Origin of the sequence: Streptomonospora alba (assembly GCF_000826685.1) — a bacterium.
Lineage (GTDB): Bacteria > Actinomycetota > Actinomycetes > Streptosporangiales > Streptosporangiaceae > Streptomonospora > Streptomonospora alba.
Map to the genome: position 1 here is coordinate 52,476 of NZ_JROO01000046.1, position 17,791 is coordinate 70,266.

The following is a 17,791-nucleotide window of genomic DNA, read 5'->3' on the forward strand; positions in this document are numbered from 1 at the left end:
CCGACACCGAATCCGGTTCGGGAAAGCGGCGGGGACCTGACAGGATCGGAGCATGGCAGAGCAGAGATCCCCATACGACTTTCCCGACGTCTCCGGCCTTTCCGTCGCGGTGCTGGGCGGCACGGGCGACCAAGGCCGCGGCCTCGCGCTGCGGCTGGCCATGGCCGGGCACCGGGTCGTCATCGGCTCGCGCAACCAGGAGCGCGCCCAGGGCGCCGCCGACGAGCTGGGCGAGGGCCTGCCGGTCAGCGGCGCCGACAACGCCGAGGCCGCACGCGGCTGCGACGTCGTCATCGTGGCAGTGCCCTGGGACGGGCACCGCGCGCTGCTGGAGTCGCTGGCCGCAGACCTGGCGGGCAAGCTCGTGGTCGACTGCGTGAACCCGCTGGGCTTCGACAGCAAGGGCCCCTACGCGCTGGAGGTGCCGGAGGGCAGCGCCGCCCAGCAGGCCGAGGCGCTGCTGCCCGACAGCCGCGTGGTCGCGGCGTTCCACCACGTCTCGGCGGTGGCGCTGCTGGATCCCGAGATCGAACGGGTCGACCTGGACGTGCTGGTGCTGGGCGACGACCGCGACGCCACCGACACCGTGCGCGCGCTGGCCGCCCGGATTCCGGGCGTGCGCGGGATCTACGGGGGCCGGCTGCGCAACGCCCACCAGGTCGAAGCGCTGACCGCCAACATCATCGCGGTCAACCGCCGCTACAAGGCCCACGCGGGGCTGCGCATCACCGACGTCTGATCCGGCGCGGGCGGCCGGTCCGCGGACCGGCCGCCCGCCGAGCGCGGCTAAAGCATCGAACGCAGCTTCTCGATCAGCGTGACGGGGTCGTCGCCCACCGGCGTGACGTTGAGGTCGGTGACACCGGCCTCGCGGAAGGCGGCCACGCGCTCGCGGACGTAGGACTCGGGCCCGACCAGGTTGGTCAGCTCGACGAACTCGTCGGGCACCGCCGCGGCGGCCTCCTCCTTCTTGCCCTCCAGGTAGAGGTCCTGGATGCGCTCGGCGGCCTCCTCGAAGCCGTAGCGCTTGGCCACGTCGTTGTAGAAGTTCTTGCCCTTGGAGCCCATGCCGCCGACGTAGAGGGCGATCATCGGGCGCGTGAAGTCGGCGAGTTTGCGGGTCTCCTCGCCTTCGCCGATGGCCAGCAGGCCGCCCGCGGAGATCTGCAGCTCGCCCAGGGACGGATCGCGCTTGGCCTTGCCGCGGGCCAGCGACTCGCCCCAGACGGTGTCGGCCTTCTCGGGGATGAACAGGTGGGGCAGCCAGCCGTCGGCGATCTCGGCGGTCATCGCCACGTTCTTCTCGCCGAGCGAGGCGACGAAGACGGGCATGCTGCTGCGCACCGGGTGGTTGATGATCTTCAGCGGCTTGCCCAGGCCGGTGCCCTCTTCGGGCGGCAGCGGCAGGGTGTAGACGCGCCCGTCGTGGGTGACGCGCTCCTCGCGCGCCCAGACCTTGCGGCAGATCTCGATGACGTCGCGGGTGCGGCCCAGCGGCTTGGTGTAGGGCACGCCGTGCCAGCCCTCGATGACCTGGGGGCCGCTGGCGCCCAGCCCGAGCACGGCGCGGCCGTCGGAGAGGTAGTCCAGTCCGGCGGCGGTCTGCGCGATGAGGGTGGGTGTGCGGGTGTAGACGGGCAGGATCGCCGACCCGATGTTCACACGCTCGGTGCGTGCGGCGATGTAGCCCATCAGTGTGGGGCTGTCGTAGCCGTAGGCCTCGGCCACCCACACGGTGTCGAGCCCGACCTTCTCCAGCTCGACGACCCGGTCCACGGCCGGCTTCGCCTCGCCGGCGTACTGCAGCGGCATGGAGATGCGCATGGTGCCTCCCTCTGACTCGCGCGGCGCGGCGCGCACGGATGCCGCAACTCTACTACCGAGTAACTTGCCGTGGTCCCGGCGGTTCACCGGGCGCGCCGCCGCGGGGGGCGGGGTGAGGCGGTGCGCGCCGGGGCGGACCCCGGCGCGCGGGCGCGCTCAGTTGTAGGAGTGCTCGGTGTCGGGGAAGGAGCCCTGTACGACCTCGTCGGCGAAGGCCCGGGCGGCTGTGGAGAGGGTGTCGTTGAGGTCGGCGTAGGCCTTGACGAACTTGGCCACCTGCGGGCTGAGTCCGGCCATGTCCTGCCAGACCAGCACCTGGGCGTCGGTGCGCGGGCCGGCGCCGATGCCGATGGTGGGGATGGCCAACTGCTCGGTGACGCGCTGGGCCAGTTCGGTGGGCACGCACTCCATGACGACGGAGAACGCGCCGGCGCGCTCCAGCTCCTTGGCGTCGGCGAGCAGCGCGGCGCCGGCCTCCTCGCCGCGGCCCTGCACCCGGTAGCCGCCGAGCGTGTTGACCGACTGGGGGGTGAGGCCGATGTGGCCCATGACGGGGATGCCCGCGGCGACGAGCGTCTCGACGTGGTGGGCGACGCGCTGGCCGCCCTCCAGCTTCACGGCCTGGGCGTGGCCCTCCTTCATGAAGCGCGCGGCCGCGTCCAGCGCCTGCTCGGGCGAGCCCTGGTAGGAGCCGAAGGGCAGGTCGGCCACGACGAGCGCGCGCTTGGTGGCCCGCGAGACGGCGGCGGTCAGGGGAAGCAGGTCCTCGACGGTCACGGGCAGGGTGGAGTCGTAGCCGTAGACGACCATCGCCGCCGAGTCGCCCACCAGCAGGACGGGGATCCCGGCCTCGTCGAAGACGCGTGCGGTCAGCGCGTCGTAGGCGGTGAGCATGGGCCAGCGCTCCTGGCGCTCCTTGGCCTGCAGGATGTCGCGGACGCTCACCCTGCGGCCGGATGCGCCGCCGTAGAGCGCGGGGGTCGAAGCTGTTGTGCTCATGGTGCTCTCCTCCGGATGTCTCGAAGCGCCGCTGGGGCGTCTCCGGACGGTGTCGGACGGACTCGGCGGTACTGGGCGCCGCCGGTTGGTTCATCATCCCATAGCGGGATCCGCGGCTTTCACCCTGTCTCAACCTCGCGAGGGGCCCCGATCATCCCGGCCGACGCGGGCGTCGGGGCGGTACCGGGCGGTACCGGGCGGTACCGGGCGGCGCGGCGGGTCCGCAGCGGGGGAGAGGCGCGGGCATTGGGGCGGTGCGCCTCCGGCGGGGAACAAGGCCGCCGGTGTCCGAGAGCGGTATGGGGAGTGGAATGATTTCTGCGGGGCGCCGCACATTTATCTCGACATGAAGCGTCTTGCATGGCGATCTTGTAGGAGACGAATGAATGAGCATGGCGCGGAGCGCCTCCGGTCGGACCGGGGGAGACGAATAGTGGGTGAATCGCCAGAATATGACCGACATGCGTACGCGTCTGGGTATATTGTCCTCCGGTTCCACGGAAGCCCGGCAAAGCGGCCGATCCCGCAGCCGCGGCACGCGGGCGGCCACTGTTGAAGCGCGCGGTAATGCCATAAACTGTTGCGCACAAACGACTCCGGAACCATGCATCTCGCCCGTTGTTCGCGGGGTCATACACCCTGCGGGTTTCGCCGCCCTCCCGGCGAATAGCAGATGCCCGGCACATCGCGCCAGGAAGGGAATTCCGTTGTGAGTGGGCACCCCCCAGCCCCGGACGCGGTCTACGCCGCGCCGACCCGGACCCAGGCTCCGCCCATCAAGGTGCTCGTCGTCGACGATCACGCCTTCTTCCGGCGCGGACTGGTGTCCGTGCTCGACGACGAGCAGGACATCGACGTCGTGGGCGAGTCCGGTGACGGCGAGGACGCGGTGCGCACCGCCGCAGACCTGGTGCCCGACGTGGTGCTGATGGACGTGTGGATGCCCGGCAGCAGCGGCATCGACGCCTGCACCGGCATCAAGAGCGTGGTGCCCAGCGCCAAGATCGTGATGCTGACCATGAGCGACGAGGAGGACGACCTCTTCGAGGCGCTCAAGGCCGGGGCCACCGGCTATCTCCTCAAGGAGATCTCCGTCGACGAACTGCCCGGTGCCGTGCGCGCCATCGCCAGCGGGCAGTCCTTCATCACCCCATCGATGGCCACCAAGCTCATCGGCGAGTTCACGGCCCTGGCCAAGAAGGACGGCGGACGCGCCCGCCGCATCCCCGCCCCGCAGCTGACCGGACGCGAGACCGAGGTGCTGCGCCGGGTGGCGCGCTGCCTCAACAACAAGGAGATCGCCGAGGAGCTGTTCATCTCCGAGCACACGGTGAAGAACCACGTCCGCAACATCCTGGAGAAGCTGCAACTGCACTCCCGCACCGAGGCCGCGGTCTATGCGGTGCGCGAGAAGTTCCTCGACGCCGATTAGACCGCCGAGCGTCGCGGCGCGGACGCCGAGCGGGCCCCGCACCCGGCGGGTGCGGGGCCCGTGACGGCTTGCGCGGGGGCGCGGAGAGGACTCAGAGCGTGGGCAGGTAGCGCTCCAGCTCGTAGGGGGTCACCTGGCGCCGGTAGGACTCCCACTCCGCCTTCTTGTTGCGCAGGAAGAAGTCGAAGACGTGCTCGCCCAGCGTCTCGGCGACCAGTTCGCTGCTCTCCATCGCCCGGATCGCCTCGTCCAGGCTCTGGGGCAGCGGCGCGATCCCCAGCGCCCGCCGCTCGGAGTCGGTCAGCGCCCACACGTCGTCCTCGGCGCCGGGCGGCAGCTCGTAGCCCTCCTCGATCCCCTTCAGGCCGGCGGCCAGAATCATCGCGTAGGCGAGGTAGGGGTTGCAGGCGGTGTCGACCGAGCGGAACTCGATCCGGCTGGAGTTGCTCTTGTTGGGCTTGTACATCGGCACCCGCACCAGCGCCGAGCGGTTGTTGTGGCCCCAGCAGACATAGGCCGGGGCCTCGCCGCCGGCGCCGGCCGAGGCGGCGGCGTTGTCCCACAGCCGCTTGTAGGAGTTCACCCACTGGTTGCACACCGCGGTGATCTCGGCGGAGTGGCGCAGCAGCCCGGCGATGAAGCCGCGGCCGACCTTGGACATCTGGTATTCGGCGCCCGCCTCGTAGAACGCGTTGCGCTCGCCCTCGAACAGCGACATGTGGGTGTGCATGCCCGAGCCCGGGTGCTCGGTGAAGGGCTTGGGCATGAAGGTGGCGTAGACGCCCTGCTCCATCGCCACCTCCTTCATGACCAGCCGGAAGGTCATGATGTTGTCGGCGGTGGTCAGCGCGTCGGCATAGCGCAGGTCGATCTCCTGCTGGCCGGGGCCGCCCTCGTGGTGGCTGAACTCCACCGAGATGCCCATGGCCTCCAGCATGTTGATCGCGTTGCGCCGGAAGTCGTGGGCGCTGTTGTGCGGCGTGTGGTCGAAGTAGCCGCCGGAGTCGTTGGGCTCGGGGCGCTCGCCGTGCTCGGGCTTGCTCTTCAGCAGGTAGAACTCGATCTCGGGGTGGGTGTAGAAGGTGAAACCGAGATCGGAGGCCTTGCTCAGCTGGCGCTTGAGCACGTGGCGGGGGTCGGCGTAGCTGGGGCTGCCGTCGGGCATCAGGATGTCGCAGTACATCCGCGCCGTGCCGTGCGGCTCGTTGCGCCAGGGCAGCACCTGGAACGTCGAGGGATCGGGCTGGGCGAGCATGTCGGCCTCGTACACCCGGGCGAACCCTTCGATGGCCGATCCGTCGAACCCGATGCCCTCGGTGAAGGCGGCCTCAAGCTCGGCCGGGGCGACGGCGACCGACTTGAGGTAACCGAGTACATCGGTGAACCACAGTCGCACGAACCGGATATCGCGCTCCTCCAGAGTACGGAGCACGAACTCCTGCTGTCGGTTCACGGTCCACCTTCCTCGTCGTGGTGCACGCGGCCGCGCCGCCTGCCGCGGTTTCCTACCGCCAGTGTGCACGTCGCAGGTTTCCGGCGCATTAACGCAGCTCGCGCCCTCCGCCCGCGCCACAGTGTACGCAGTCTCACGTCGCGGACCCACTGCTGAGCGGGGAGCGGAGCGCCGCGCGGGGCGGCCCACCGACTAGTCTCGAAGCGTGGCTCAGCTCAGAATCGCGATGGCGCAAGTGAACCCGACCGTCGGCGACCTCGACGGCAACAGCCGCATCGTCGTGGACTACGCCCGGCGCGCCCACGAGGCGGGCGCGCACCTGGCCGTGTTCCCCGAACTCATGGTGACCGGCTACCCGGTCGAGGACCTCGCCCTGCGCAACTCCTTCGTGTCGGCCTCGGTCAAGGCCGTGGCCGCGCTCGCCGAGCGCCTGGCCGAGGAGGGGCTGGGCGAGCTTCCCGTGGGGGTGGGCTATCTCAGCCGCCGCGTGGGCGTGGGGGAGCGCTACGGCCAGCCCGCCGGGACCCCGCAGAACGCCTTCGCGCTGCTGTACCGCGGACGCGTCGAGATCACCTCCGCCAAGCACCACCTGCCCAACTACGGCGTCTTCGACGAGTTCCGCAACTTCGTCCCCGGCGAGACGCTGCCGGTGGTCCGGTTGCACGGCGTCGACGTCGCCTTCGCCGTCTGCGAGGACCTCTGGCAGGGCGGCGGACCGGTCGCCGCGGCCCGGCGGGCGCGCGCCGGCCTGCTCGTGACGCTCAACGCCTCGCCCTATGAGCGCGACAAGGACAACGTCCGCATGGAGCTGTGCCAGCGCCGCGCCCGCGAGATGGGCGCCGCGGTGGGCTACGTGAACATGAGCGGCGGCCAGGACGAGCTGATCTTCGACGGCGACTCGCTGATCGTCGACGCCGAGGGCGAGCTGATCGCGCGGGCGCCGAAGTTCGAAGAGGACCTGTTCGTCACCGATCTGGCGCTGCCTGCCGCCGACGACACGGCCGCGGGGCAGGAGCCGCGCTCCGAGGAGCCCGGTGAGGCCGTCGACGGCGTGCGGGTGGTGCGCCATCTGCACTCGGCCGAGCCCGTCGCGTCTTACGCCCCCGATCCTCCGGTACTCACCCCGCGGGCGGACCCCTCCACCGATGTCGGCGATGTCTACCGCGCGCTGGTGGTGGGTGTGCGCGACTACGCGCGCAAGAACGGCTTCGGGTCGGTGGCGCTCGCGCTCTCCGGCGGTATCGACTCCGCGCTGGCCACGACCGTGGCCGTGGACGCGCTGGGCGGCGACCGCGTCCACGTGCTGCTGCTGCCCAGCAAGTACTCCAGCGACCACTCGGTCTCCGACGCCGAGGACCTGGTCAAGCGCCAGGGCATCACGGCGCGGACGGTGGCCATCGCCCCGATCGTGGCGGCCTTCGAGGAGAGCATGCCCCTGGAGGGCCTGGCCGCGGAGAACCTCCAGGCGCGGGTGCGCGGCACCCTGCTGATGGGCCTGTCCAACCAGGAGGGCCACCTGGTGCTGGCCACCGGCAACAAGAGCGAGCTGGCCACCGGCTACTCCACCCTCTACGGCGACTCGGTCGGCGGATTCGCGCCGATCAAGGACTGCTGGAAGTCGCTCGTGTGGGAGCTGGCGCGCTGGCGCAACGCCGAGGCCGAGCGCACCGGCGCTGTGGCGCCGATCCCGGAGAACTCCATCGCCAAGCCGCCGAGCGCCGAGCTGCGCCCCGGCCAGGTCGACACCGACTCGCTGCCGGACTACGACCTGCTCGACGGGCTGCTGGACGCCTACATCGGCACCGACAAGGGGATGCGGGAGCTGGCCATCGACGGTTACGACCCCGAGCTGGTCCAGCGGGTCATCCGCATGGTCGACAAGGCCGAGTACAAGCGCCGCCAGTACCCGCCGGGCCCCAAGATCAGCTCCCGCAACTTCGGCCGCGACCGCCGCCTGCCGATTACCAACCGCTGGACGCCCCGGGCCTGAGGGCGGGCGCGGCCGGGACGCAGAGGGCGGGCCGCACCCGTGGTTGGGTCGGGCGCCGGTCCCGCGGTGCCCGGGGTCGCGCTTTCGGCCGCAGCGTCGCCCGGTTCCCTTCCGGGCGGGGCGCTTGCGCGCCGCCGATCCGTGGGCCGGTCAGACCAGTCCCAGCTCGTGGGCCCGAGCGCCCGCGCTGGCGCGGTTGGGCAGATCCAACTTGGCCAGGATGTGGGAGACGTGCACGCTGGCGGTCTTGGGCGCGATGAACAGCTCCTCGGCGATACCGGCGTTGGTGTGACCGCGGGCGAGCAGCCGCAGCACCTCGGCCTCCCGCGGGGTCAGCCCGGCAGGCGGGCCCGCCGGGGCCGTACCGCCGCCCGAGCCGCCGTCGTCCAACGCCACCCCGGCCCGCCGCGCCAGCTCGCGTGCGCGCCCCTCCAGCACCGCGGCACCGTGCTCGGCGGCGCGCTTGGCGACCTCCCGCAGCGGATCGCCCACCTGCGCGCCGCGGTCGGCGGCCAGCGAGGACTCCGCCGCCAGCAGCAGCGCCTCGGCCCGGTGCAGCGGCATGGCGACCTCGTTCCACGCCTCGACGGCAGCGGACCAGGCCGCGGCGGCGTCGGCGGCACCGTCCGGGCTCGGATCGCCCGCAGACGAGGCCAGCCGGGCGCGCACGGTGGCTTGGAACGCGGACTGGACGGGGCCGTCGATCCGCAGGCGCTCGGCGAAGCCCGCGACGGCCGCGCGCACCCCGGTCGCGTCCGGGCCGCCCGCGGGCAGCCCGGCGGCCTGGCGCAGCGTCTCGGCGATGCGGTCCAGCACCACCCACCCGTAGCCGGGCGACCGGTCGAAGTCGATGCGCGCCAGGGCGAGGCCGGCCAGCTCCAGCGCGCGGGCGAAGTCGCGCTCGGCCGTGTGAAGGTCGATCAGCGCGGCGGCGCTGAGCTGCATGGTGTGGATGCGGGAGTTGCCGGAGAGCCGGTCGGGACCGAGGTCGGCCGCGCCGCGCCTGGCCCCCGCCACATCGCCCTGGGCCAGGGCCGCGCGCACGTCCACGGTGGTCAGATATACCCGGTGGGCCGGTGAGGGAGACCAGGCCAGGCTGGCGCGCACCTTCTCCCGGCTGCCCGCGAGGTCGCCCATGTCGAACCGGGTCTCGGCGATGTTCAACGCGACGAAGGGGCCGCTGGCGCTCATCAGCCCGAGCTCGCGGAGCCGGTCCATGGCGGCGCCGAGCTGGAGGAGGGCCTCCTCGTGCATGCCCCGCTCCCGCATGTAGTGGGCGAGGTTGGCCATGCCGCGGGACTCCAGCGAGGGGTCCTGCAACCGCTTCGCCAGCTCCAGGCCGCGCTCCAGGATCGCCCTGCCTTCCTCGAATTCGCCCTCGTTCATGCGGCAGGTGCCCAAGGTCAGCAGTGCGTCGGATTCGGCGCAGGTGTCGCCGCCCTCGTGCGAGCACCGGATCGCCTCGGCCGCGAGCTCGGTCGCACTCAGCCCGATGGGCGAGTCGCCGCGTATCCGGTCCGCCGCCGGCTGCCGGGCGGCGAACGAATCCTCCTGGTGCAGCATGGCCTCGCGTGCGAGCAGCGAGAGCACGAACCCGTACCCGGGGTCGTGGGAGGGGTGCACGGCCATGGCCTCGACGAGGTCGGCGACCCCGTCGCCGTCGGAGATCTGGGTCCGTGCCTGGCCGCGGCGGCGGAGCAGGACGGCGCGGTCGACACGGCTGCGCTCATCGTCGGCGTCGCCGGGGATCTCGGCGAGGCCCGCGTCGCACAGGGCGCGCGCCCGGAAGAAGTCGCCGCTCTCCAGGGCCGCGGCGGCGGCCCGCGCGACGATCTGGGGGTGGCCGTGTCCCTCGACCCGCTCCACGGCGTCGGGTACGCGCTCCCAATACTCCAGGACGCGTTCGAGCATGCGCAGCTCCTCGGCGAAGGCGAGCGTCTCCGACGCCCGCACCGCCGCCCACCATGCGGCGCTGAGGGCGCGCGCCAGGTCGTGGCCCGAGTAGTAGTGGTGGGCCTGCTCGGCGGCGAGGCGGTGGAAGGGCACGGCTTGGGGCAGGGCGTCCAGAGCCTCGGCGAAGCGCAGGTGCAGCCGGGTGTGCTGGCCGGGCAGCAGCTCGTCGTGCACCGCTTCACGCAGCAGGGCGTGTCGGAAGCGGTAGCCGGTCCCGTCGACGCGCAGCACGTTGGCGTCGACCAGGGCGCGCAGCGCGGCGGTGAGGTCGTTGTCGGTGAGCCCGGCGACGTGGGCCAGCAGGTCGTGCTCGATGTGGGCGGCGCTGACGGCGCCGATGGAGGCCACGCGCAGAACGTCGCGGTGGGCCTCGTCGAGCCCGTCCAGCGAGGCCAGCAGGAGCTCGCGGGGCCGTTCGGGCAGGCCCGCGCCGAGGAAGCCGCTCTGGCCGGCCAGTGATTCCACGAAAAGCGGATTGCCGCCGGTGCGGTCGAACAGGGCGGCGGCTTCGTCCGGCGCCAGCTCGCAGCCGCGGACCGCGGCAGCCTGTTCGGCGGCTTCCTCGGGGCCGAGCGGCTCCAGTTCCAGGCGGGTGACCGAGGGCAGCCGCTCCAGCTCGAGCAGCAGGCGGCGCAGCGGGTGGCCGCGGTGGAGGTCGTCGCTGCGGTAGGTGGCGACGATCAGCACGGCGGCGGTGTCGAGATTGCGCAGCAGGAACACCAGCAGGTCGCGGGTGGCGGTGTCGGCCCAGTGCAGGTCCTCGATGACCACCGTCAGCCCGTCGTCTCCGGCGACCGCGGTCAACAGGCGCAGCACCTGTTCGAACAACAGGCCGCGTGCCTCGCGGCGGTCCTCGGGAGGCGGGCCGAGCTCGGGCAGCAGGCGGGCGAGTTCCTGGGCGGCGAGGGGACGGTGGGCGTTGTCGGCGGCGCCGCGCTGGGCCAGGGCGTCGAAGACTCCGCGGCCGTGGTCGCGCAGGATCTGCCGCAGCACGGCGACGAACGGCGCGAAGGGAAGGCCGTCGACGCCCAGCTCCAGGCACCCGCCGGCGACCACGCGCCCGCCCGCGACGCGGTCGGTGAGCTCCGCGATCAGCCGGGTCTTGCCGACCCCGGCGTCGCCGCCCACGAGTATCGTCGCCGCACCCGCCCCGGAGCGCGCACTGTGCGCGTGGTCGAGGAGCATGCGGAGTTCCTGCTGGCGCCCGATGAACACAGGGCTGGAGCCGACCGGCGTCATGGAGTCCAGTATGCCCGGGAGTGCGTGCTTCGGGCTATTCCGTTTCCCGGGAGGGGCGGTGCCGGCCGTCAGGAGACGAGGGAAGGCGGTCGGCGGCCCGCCGGCACTCGGCCACGGGCGAAGGCCGACCGCGGAGCCGCGGCCGCCCGGCTCGGGCCGCCTCGGGCTCCGTCCGCCCGGGCTCGGGCCGAGGGAGGAGGGCCGATGCGGGCCGCATGGCGGTGAGAGCGGAGTCGGCGGTCGCGGCATCGGGGCGCCCGGCGCTCCGGTGCTCATTCGTGGGAGGCCGGGCGCCGAGCCGGGATGAAGCCGCCCGGCTCCGCCCGGTCGGAGCCGGCCCGCCCGGTCCCGACCGGGCGCGCGGACCAGACAGGGTCTGCACCGGCGCCGGTCCGGCCTCGGTGCCGATCCGGACGAGGCTTCGGATCAGCACCCGGCCGGAACGCGTTCGGTGGCGGACCCCGGTTCGGCCGCATCGGCCGCACGAGCCGGGGCGTCCGCGCCGGCGCCTGCCGCCTGCGGCACCGACGGCGGCTGTTCGGGCGCCTCGCGCGGCCGTCCGCCCTCCGGCCCTCCGGTGTTGCGGCCGTTCCGCCGGTGCAGCGACCGCGCCGCGCGCATCGCGAGCCGCAGCGAGCCCTGGCGGGGCTGCTGCCGCAGCCGGTCCATCCGCTCGTCGGCGGCGGCGCGCAGGAAGTCCGGGTGCATGGTGTCCTACCTTCTCTGACGTGGAGTGGGCCCGTACTGCGGCCTCTGTGCTGACCACACTCCAGGTAAGAACGGTGCTCCCGCATCGGGTGAACGCCTTATCCGCGCCTACGGAAGGCCGGGTCCTCCGGGAAACCCCCGGGCAGACGGCTAAGACGCGGCCGGAACCCGTAAGACGGGCCCGCGGTCCAGGCCTCCGTACCCGCCTGCACGGACCTGCGCCGGACCGTCGGGCCGAGCGCGCCGGTGCCGAGATGACCCTCCGTAGGCGTGTCACGTTCCGTTCGCAACCGCATACGCGTAGTTGTCTTCGGTGTGGCCGCCCGATGTGGCAGAGCGGCGCGCGAACGATCGGCGCAACGATCGGGAGTTGGTGTACATGGCCGAGGGCACCGCGAGCTGGGGCCGCTGCTGCGCAGCGGGTGCGACGACGGCCGCCCTGGTGGCGGCGACCGCAGTGGGAACCTCCGCGGCGGCGGTTCCGCCAGGAGAGGACGGCGGCGCGCCTGAGCGCGCCGGAGAGCGCTCCGCGGACCCGGTCGGGTCGACGGCGTGGTCCGAGGCGCCCGCTTCCGCCGCGTTCGCGCCGGGGGTCCCGCCGGCCGTCGCCGCCGCGCTCGCGCCGACCGCCTCGGACTCCGACGGCGAGCGCGCCGCGACGGTCGACGGGGCGCCCCTGTCCATCCGTATCAGCGACGGTCGTGAGGAGATCTCCGCCGGCGAGGAAGCCGACTACACCGTGACCCTGCGCAACGAGGGCGACCGGCGGCAGAAGGCCATCGTCTCCCAACGCGTCTCGGCGGAGGCGGAGTTCGTCGATGTCGGGGCCGACGGTATGGCCACGGGCGGCGTCGCCACGTGGAGCGTGGTGGTCGAGCCCGGCGCCGAGATCGAGCGCACGGCCCGCGTGCGCCTGGGCGAGCCGGGCGAGCGGCTGTGGCGCGTGGCCACCACCGCCTGTGCCCAGACCGAGGAGGGCGCACCCCCGGTGGCCTGCGCGACCGACGCCGACCGCGTCGACCGCGCCGATCGCGCCGATCGCGCCGACCGGGCGGCCCCTACCACGGCGTCGACGGTCTCCACCCCGCAGCGCGTGCTCACGGTGACGAGCCTCTTCACCGGAGTCCTGATCGTTCTCGCGACGATCGCCGCGGCCGCGATCCTCTGGATCCGCCTGCGCCCCGACGTTCGCAAACACTCGGCGAAGGACGACGGCGCCGTCTGAGGAACCGTCGCTGCCCCGACGCCGCCGGTTGTGTCCGCGGGCGGCCGCCCGCGTGACCGGGGCCGACGGCCGATCCTCTCCCGTGCCCGGTCTGCCGGCGACCACCCACCTCACGGCCTTCGTCGGGCGCGCAACCGCACTCCCGCGGCACCGGCCATCCCCACCCGCACCCGTCCGCAGCCCTCGACCACCTCGGCGGAGTATTCACCCCCTACCCCCACCTCCCAGGATGCGGGTCAGCACCGCGTGGATCTCCTCGGTGGGGACGCCCCTCTCGTCCAGGAGGCCTTGGAGGAACAGGCCGTCGACTGCCGCTACCGCCGCGCGGATCGTGACGGGGTCGTCGGTGCAGCAGGCGACGGCTTCGGTCACGGCGGAGAGGTAGCGGCGGACGACCGGGCGCAGGGCGGGGCGGCGTACAGCCAGCAGCGTCAGTTCGTACTCGGCCAGGGCGCGGCAGCGGTCGGCGGCCGCGCCGTCGGCGACGAATTCGGCCAGGGCCGTGGGAACGTCGCTGTGCTGCGAGGCCAGGGCGTGCAACTGCTCGACGTAGGTGTCGGTGACCGAGGTCAGCGCGGCCACCAGGAGGTCGTCGAGGGTGGCGAAGTGGTAGACGGCCGAGCTCGCCGGCACCCCGGCCTCCCGTGCGACGGCACGGTGGGTGACCCCGGCGACGCCGTCGGCCTCGACCACGCGCAGGGTCGCGGCGATCAGTTCGGCCCGGCGGCGCTCGCCGCGCACGCGGCGGCCGTCGGCGTGCTCGCCCGCGCTCAGTGGGATCCTCCCAGCTCCAGAGCGAGCACGCCCCCGATGACCAGGGCGACGCCGCAGGCCTGGACCCAGGTCAGGCTGTCGCCGAGGAAGAGCGCGCCGATCACCGCTACGAGCGACACGCCCAGAGCCGCCCAGACCCCGTAGGCGACGCCGATGTTCATGCCGCGGACGAGCACCTGGGCCAGCAGCCAGAAGGCGGCGCCGTAACCCGCGAGGGCGACCAGCGAGGGCACCAGCCGCGTGAACCCGTCGGAGAAGCGCAGCGCGATCGTGCCGGTGACCTCGGCGGCGATCGCGCCTATCAGCAGCAGCCACGTCATCCGGGCCGTCCTTTCCTCCCGGCCCTCCGCGGCGGGCACGGAGCCGGGTGCGATGAGAGAGGCGAGTGCGCAGGCGGAGGGCGGCCGCCGCGCCGACCGCGCCCGCTGCACACGGGGATCCGGAAACCGTGTCCGAGAGTGGACGCGGGAAGTCCGGGTGAACGATAAAGTTGAACGTCCGTTCAACTAGTTCAGTCTACCGGGTGGTCCCGCACGGCGACTACGGTGATCAACGTGGCTCGGGAGACATTCACCTTGACGGCGGGCGCGTTGGCGCGGCGCGGGTTCGGCGACGGCACGCGCGCCGTGCGGCTGATGCAGGACTGCGGGCTCGACCCCGAGCGCCACGCCGGCATCGTCGACGAGCTCGGCGCCGCGCCCGACGCCGACCAGGCGCTGCTGGGCCTGAGCCGCCTGCTGGAATGCTGCGCGGAGCCCGCCGACCTGCTGGAGGCGCTGACCGCCGACCCGGACCTGCGCGCCCGGCTGATCAAGGTGCTCGGTGCCAGCACCGCCCTCACCGACCACCTGATGCGCCACCCCGGCGACTGGCGCGAGCTGCGCGGAGCCGACGCCGCCCGCGCCCCCGGCACCAGCGAACTCCGGGCGAGCATGCTGCACATCGTCGGCGCCGACCCCAACGCCGACGCTGCCGCCCCCGTGGCGGCCCCGAAGACCGACGACGCGAACGGCCCCGCTCACGCGCTTCGGGTCGCCTACCACCGGCGCGTGCTGCGGCTGGCCGGGCGCGACCTGACCGGCGCCGCCAACCTGGAGACCGTCGGCGCCGAGCTGGCCGACCTGGCCGCCTCCGTGCTGGACGCCGCTCTGGCGATCGCGCGGGCCGACGATCCCGAGCAGGCCGCGCTCTGCCGCCTGGCCGTGATCGGCATGGGCAAATGCGGCGGCCGCGAGCTGAACTACGTCAGCGACGTCGACGTCGTCTTCGTCGCCGAACCCGCCGCAGGCGTGGAGGACGAGCAGGCCGCCATGCGCGCCGCCGCGCGGCTCGCGGCGGAGATGATGCGCATCCCCTCCGAAACCGCCCGTGAAGGCACGCTCTGGCAGGTCGACGCCGCCCTGCGCCCCGAGGGCAAGAACGGTCCGCTCGTGCGCCAGCTGTCGAGCCACGTCTCCTACTATCAGCGCTGGGCCAAGACCTGGGAGTTCCAGGCGCTGCTCAAGGCCCGCCCCATCGCCGGCGACCCCGATCTCGGCGCCGCCTACGCCGCCGAGATCGAGCCGATGGTCTGGCGGGCCGTCGGCCGCGACAACTTCGTCGAAGACGTGCAGTCCATGCGCCGCCGCGTCGTCGCCCACATCCCGCCCGCCGAGTCCGAACGCGAGATCAAGCTCAGCCGCGGCGGTCTGCGCGACATCGAGTTCTCGGTGCAGCTGCTGCAACTGGTGCACGGACGCGCCGACACCGCGCTGCGTTCGTCGAACACCCTCGCCGCGCTTGAGGCCCTCTCGGAGAACGGCTACGTGGGCCGCGAGGACGCCGCCGGGCTCGCCGACGCCTACCGGTTTCTGCGCCGCGTGGAGCACCTGCTGCAACTGAGCCGGCTGCGCCGCACGCACCTGCTGCCCGACCCCGACAGCCCCGACGGCTCCGAGCAGCTGCGCCGGTTGGGACGGGCGCTGGGCTATGCCGCCAACCCCGTCACCGAATTCATGGCGGCCTGGCGCCGGGTCGCCGCCGAGGTGCGGCGACTGCACGAGAAACTGTTCTACCGCCCGCTGCTGCACGCCGTGGCGCGCCTGCCCGAGGGCGAGGCCCGCCTGACGCTGGAGCAGGCGGGCGAGCGGCTCAGCGCGCTCGGCTTCGCCGACCCCTCCGGCGCGCTGCGGCACCTGGACGCGCTGACCTCGGGGGTTTCACGGCGGGCGGCCATACAGCGCACGCTGATGCCGGTCATGCTGGGCTGGTTCGCCGACGCCCCCGACCCCGACGCCGGGCTGCTGGCCTTCCGCCAGGTCAGCGAGGCGCTGGGCGGCACGCCGTGGTATCTCCGCCTGCTGCGCGACGACATCCGGGTGGCCGAACGCATGGCCTGGGTGCTGGGTACCAGCCGCTACGTGACCGAGCTGCTGCTGCGCGCCCCCGAGGCGGTCGGTGTGCTGGCCGACGACGCCGACCTCGTGCAGCGGCCGACACGGGCGCTGGAGGCCGAAGCCGACGCGGCGCTGCGCCGCCACGGCACCGCCGAGAACGCCGTCGCCGCCGTTCGTGCGCTGCGCCGCCGCGAGCTGCTGCGCACTGCGCTGGCCGACCTGCTGGAGGTCTCGCCGGTGGAGTCGGTGGGCGATGCGCTCACCGCGATCACCGCGGTGACCATCGAGGCGGCGCTGCGCACCGCCCGCGCGCGCGTCGCCGACCAGCGCGGCGGGGAACCGCAGACACGGCTGTGCGTGGTGGCCATGGGCCGCTTCGGCGGCGGGGAGCTGAGCTACGCCAGCGACGCCGACGTGATGTTCGTCCACGAGCCGCTGCCCGGCGCCGGCACGATGGCCGCGACCGAGAGCGCCGACGCGATCGTGCGCGAGCTGCGGCGGCTGCTGGAGATGCCGGCGCAGGACCCGCCGCTGCTCCTGGACGCCGACCTGCGCCCCGAGGGCCGCAGCGGTGCGATGGTGCGCACCTTGGACTCCTACGCCGTCTACTACCGCCGCTGGTCCTCGACCTGGGAGAGCCAGGCGCTGCTGCGTGCCGCGCCCATCGCCGGCGACCTGGAGCTGGGCGCGCGTTTCACCGAGCTCGTCGACCCGCTGCGCTATCCCGAGGGGGGTGTCGACGACGCCCAGGTGCGGGAGATCCGCAAGCTCAAGGCCCGCATGGAGGCCGAGCGGCTGCCCCGCGGCGCCGACCCGGCCCTGCACACCAAGCTCGGCCGGGGCGGGCTGTCCGACGTGGAGTGGGTCGCCCAGCTGCTGCAGCTCCGCCACGCCCACGAGATCCCCGAGCTGCGCACCACGGGAACCATCGAGGCGCTGCGCGCGGCGGTCGGGGCCGGACTGCTCGACGGTGAGGACGGCGCGACGCTGGAGATCGCCTGGCGCCTCGCGTCCCGCGTGCGAGGGGCGGTCATGCTGGTGCGCGGCAAGCCCTCCGACTCCATTCCCAAGTCGCTGCGCGACCAGGCGATCCTGGCCGGCGCCCTGGGCTATCGCGACGACGCCGAGGAGGAGGGCACGGTCGGCCGCATGATCCAGGACTACCGCCAAGCCACCCGCCGGGCCCGCGCGGTGATGGAGCGCGTCTTCTACGACGACTGAGCGGGCGCCGGCGCCGGCGCCCGCTGCGGAGCGGGGACGCCGGCGCCGGGTGTGCCTAGACGAACGCCGCCACGCCGACGTTGACGACCGCGAGCGCACCGGCGGCGATGGCCAGCCGGTTGCCGGGCTTGCGCACGTCGAGGATCGCCACGACGACCACGGCCAGCGCGACGACCAGCTTGACACCGAATTTGGCGTGGTTGACCGGGTCGTCCCCCATCTCGGCGAGACCGAGCAGGAGCAGTCCGGTCACCAGCTGCAGCAGCGAGCTGTGCAGGATGCTCTTCGGCCCGGAACGGTGCCCGGCGATGAGCTGGAGCATGAAGCCCGCGATGATGCCCGCCATGCCCAGCAGGTGGAGGAAGACCAGTACCGAGTGGATGAAGTCCATGCCCCGACGCTACTACCGTCTGTAGTATACAATCGCCGTCCCCCGCCCCCGCCGGCATCACGTTTCAGCGACCCCGCGAAAAGCCGGACGGCGCGAACACCCGTCACTCCGGGAACGGCCACGGGACGGCGCTGGTGCACACCATCGCCGAAGCACCGGAGATCGGCGCCAAGCACGGGGGCACGACGACGCCGCTCGCCCCGCCCA

General features: G+C 72.9%; 13 protein-coding genes. 5 read left to right on the top strand and 8 right to left on the bottom strand.

From position 1 onward, the window contains the following. Positions 1-52: 52 nt before the first annotated feature. Positions 53-739 carry an NADPH-dependent F420 reductase gene (npdG, locus tag LP52_RS22465; RefSeq protein ID WP_040276362.1) on the top strand — a complete coding sequence of 229 codons (687 nt, stop codon included), beginning with the start codon at positions 53-55 and terminating at the stop codon, positions 737-739. A gap of 47 nt (positions 740-786) precedes the next feature. On the opposite strand, the gene LP52_RS22470 is transcribed toward npdG, so the two are convergent. Both LP52_RS22470 and panB read right to left on the bottom strand, forming a co-directional pair. Then, a complete protein-coding gene (locus LP52_RS22470) occupies positions 787-1,824 on the bottom strand; it encodes an LLM class F420-dependent oxidoreductase (RefSeq protein ID WP_040276363.1) in 1,038 nt (345 codons plus the stop codon). 156 nt (positions 1,825-1,980) lie between these two features. After that, complete coding sequence (panB, locus tag LP52_RS22475) at positions 1,981-2,823, bottom strand: 3-methyl-2-oxobutanoate hydroxymethyltransferase (RefSeq protein ID WP_040276364.1); 843 nt, start codon at positions 2,821-2,823, stop codon at positions 1,981-1,983. Between the two features lie 709 nt (positions 2,824-3,532). Here panB and LP52_RS22480 point away from each other — a divergent pair. Beyond that, positions 3,533-4,255 carry a response regulator gene (locus LP52_RS22480; RefSeq protein ID WP_238581052.1) on the top strand — a complete coding sequence of 241 codons (723 nt, stop codon included), beginning with the start codon at positions 3,533-3,535 and terminating at the stop codon, positions 4,253-4,255. A gap of 91 nt (positions 4,256-4,346) precedes the next feature. On the opposite strand, the gene LP52_RS22485 is transcribed toward LP52_RS22480, so the two are convergent. Next, complete coding sequence (locus LP52_RS22485; RefSeq protein WP_193790030.1) at positions 4,347-5,708, bottom strand: glutamine synthetase family protein; 1,362 nt, start codon at positions 5,706-5,708, stop codon at positions 4,347-4,349. 205 nt (positions 5,709-5,913) lie between these two features. On the opposite strand from LP52_RS22485, the gene LP52_RS22490 reads away from it, so the two are divergent. Further along, positions 5,914-7,698 carry an NAD+ synthase gene (locus LP52_RS22490; RefSeq protein ID WP_084723416.1) on the top strand — a complete coding sequence of 595 codons (1,785 nt, stop codon included), beginning with the start codon at positions 5,914-5,916 and terminating at the stop codon, positions 7,696-7,698. A gap of 150 nt (positions 7,699-7,848) precedes the next feature. Here LP52_RS22490 and LP52_RS22495 read toward each other — a convergent pair whose 3' ends face one another. Both LP52_RS22495 and LP52_RS22500 read right to left on the bottom strand, forming a co-directional pair. Continuing rightward, entirely contained in the window at positions 7,849-10,890 is a 3,042-nt protein-coding gene (locus tag LP52_RS22495) for a helix-turn-helix transcriptional regulator (protein WP_040276366.1), read from the bottom strand. A gap of 426 nt (positions 10,891-11,316) precedes the next feature. After that, positions 11,317-11,598, bottom strand: coding sequence for a hypothetical protein (locus tag LP52_RS22500; RefSeq protein WP_040276367.1), 282 nt, complete (start codon positions 11,596-11,598; stop codon positions 11,317-11,319). Positions 11,599-11,977: 379 nt separating this feature from the next. Between LP52_RS22500 and LP52_RS25920 the strand changes: the two genes are divergently transcribed. Further along, entirely contained in the window at positions 11,978-12,823 is an 846-nt protein-coding gene (locus LP52_RS25920) for a hypothetical protein (protein WP_157036439.1), read from the top strand. Positions 12,824-13,027: 204 nt separating this feature from the next. Here the strand turns inward: LP52_RS25920 and LP52_RS22510 are convergent, their stop codons facing one another. Further along, positions 13,028-13,564, bottom strand: coding sequence for a TetR/AcrR family transcriptional regulator (locus tag LP52_RS22510; protein WP_238581053.1), 537 nt, complete (start codon positions 13,562-13,564; stop codon positions 13,028-13,030). A 29-nt stretch (positions 13,565-13,593) separates the two neighbouring features. Next, entirely contained in the window at positions 13,594-13,917 is a 324-nt protein-coding gene (locus LP52_RS22515) for a DMT family transporter (protein WP_040276388.1), read from the bottom strand. 255 nt (positions 13,918-14,172) lie between these two features. Between LP52_RS22515 and LP52_RS22520 the strand changes: the two genes are divergently transcribed. Continuing rightward, positions 14,173-17,193, top strand: coding sequence for a bifunctional [glutamine synthetase] adenylyltransferase/[glutamine synthetase]-adenylyl-L-tyrosine phosphorylase (locus tag LP52_RS22520; protein ID WP_040276368.1), 3,021 nt, complete (start codon positions 14,173-14,175; stop codon positions 17,191-17,193). 55 nt (positions 17,194-17,248) lie between these two features. Here the strand turns inward: LP52_RS22520 and LP52_RS22525 are convergent, their stop codons facing one another. Continuing rightward, the gene (locus LP52_RS22525; RefSeq protein ID WP_040276369.1) at positions 17,249-17,584 is read right to left on the bottom strand and encodes a hypothetical protein; all 336 of its coding nucleotides are present in this window, start codon (positions 17,582-17,584) and stop codon (positions 17,249-17,251) included. Positions 17,585-17,791: the final 207 nt, after the last annotated feature.

Bases quoted from the DNA above. Each gene is read 5' to 3' on its own strand.
- LP52_RS22495 (WP_040276366.1), bottom strand. From the start codon at position 10,890: ATGACGCCGGTCGGCTCCAGCCCTGTGTTCATCGGGCGCCAGCAGGAA.
- npdG (WP_040276362.1), top strand. From the start codon at position 53: ATGGCAGAGCAGAGATCCCCATACGACTTTCCCGACGTCTCCGGCCTT.
- LP52_RS22500 (WP_040276367.1), bottom strand. From the start codon at position 11,598: ATGCACCCGGACTTCCTGCGCGCCGCCGCCGACGAGCGGATGGACCGG.
- LP52_RS22525 (WP_040276369.1), bottom strand. From the start codon at position 17,584: ATGGACTTCATCCACTCGGTACTGGTCTTCCTCCACCTGCTGGGCATG.
- LP52_RS22470 (WP_040276363.1), bottom strand. From the start codon at position 1,824: ATGCGCATCTCCATGCCGCTGCAGTACGCCGGCGAGGCGAAGCCGGCC.
- panB (WP_040276364.1), bottom strand. From the start codon at position 2,823: ATGAGCACAACAGCTTCGACCCCCGCGCTCTACGGCGGCGCATCCGGC.
- LP52_RS25920 (WP_157036439.1), top strand. From the start codon at position 11,978: ATGGCCGAGGGCACCGCGAGCTGGGGCCGCTGCTGCGCAGCGGGTGCG.
- LP52_RS22515 (WP_040276388.1), bottom strand. From the start codon at position 13,917: ATGACGTGGCTGCTGCTGATAGGCGCGATCGCCGCCGAGGTCACCGGC.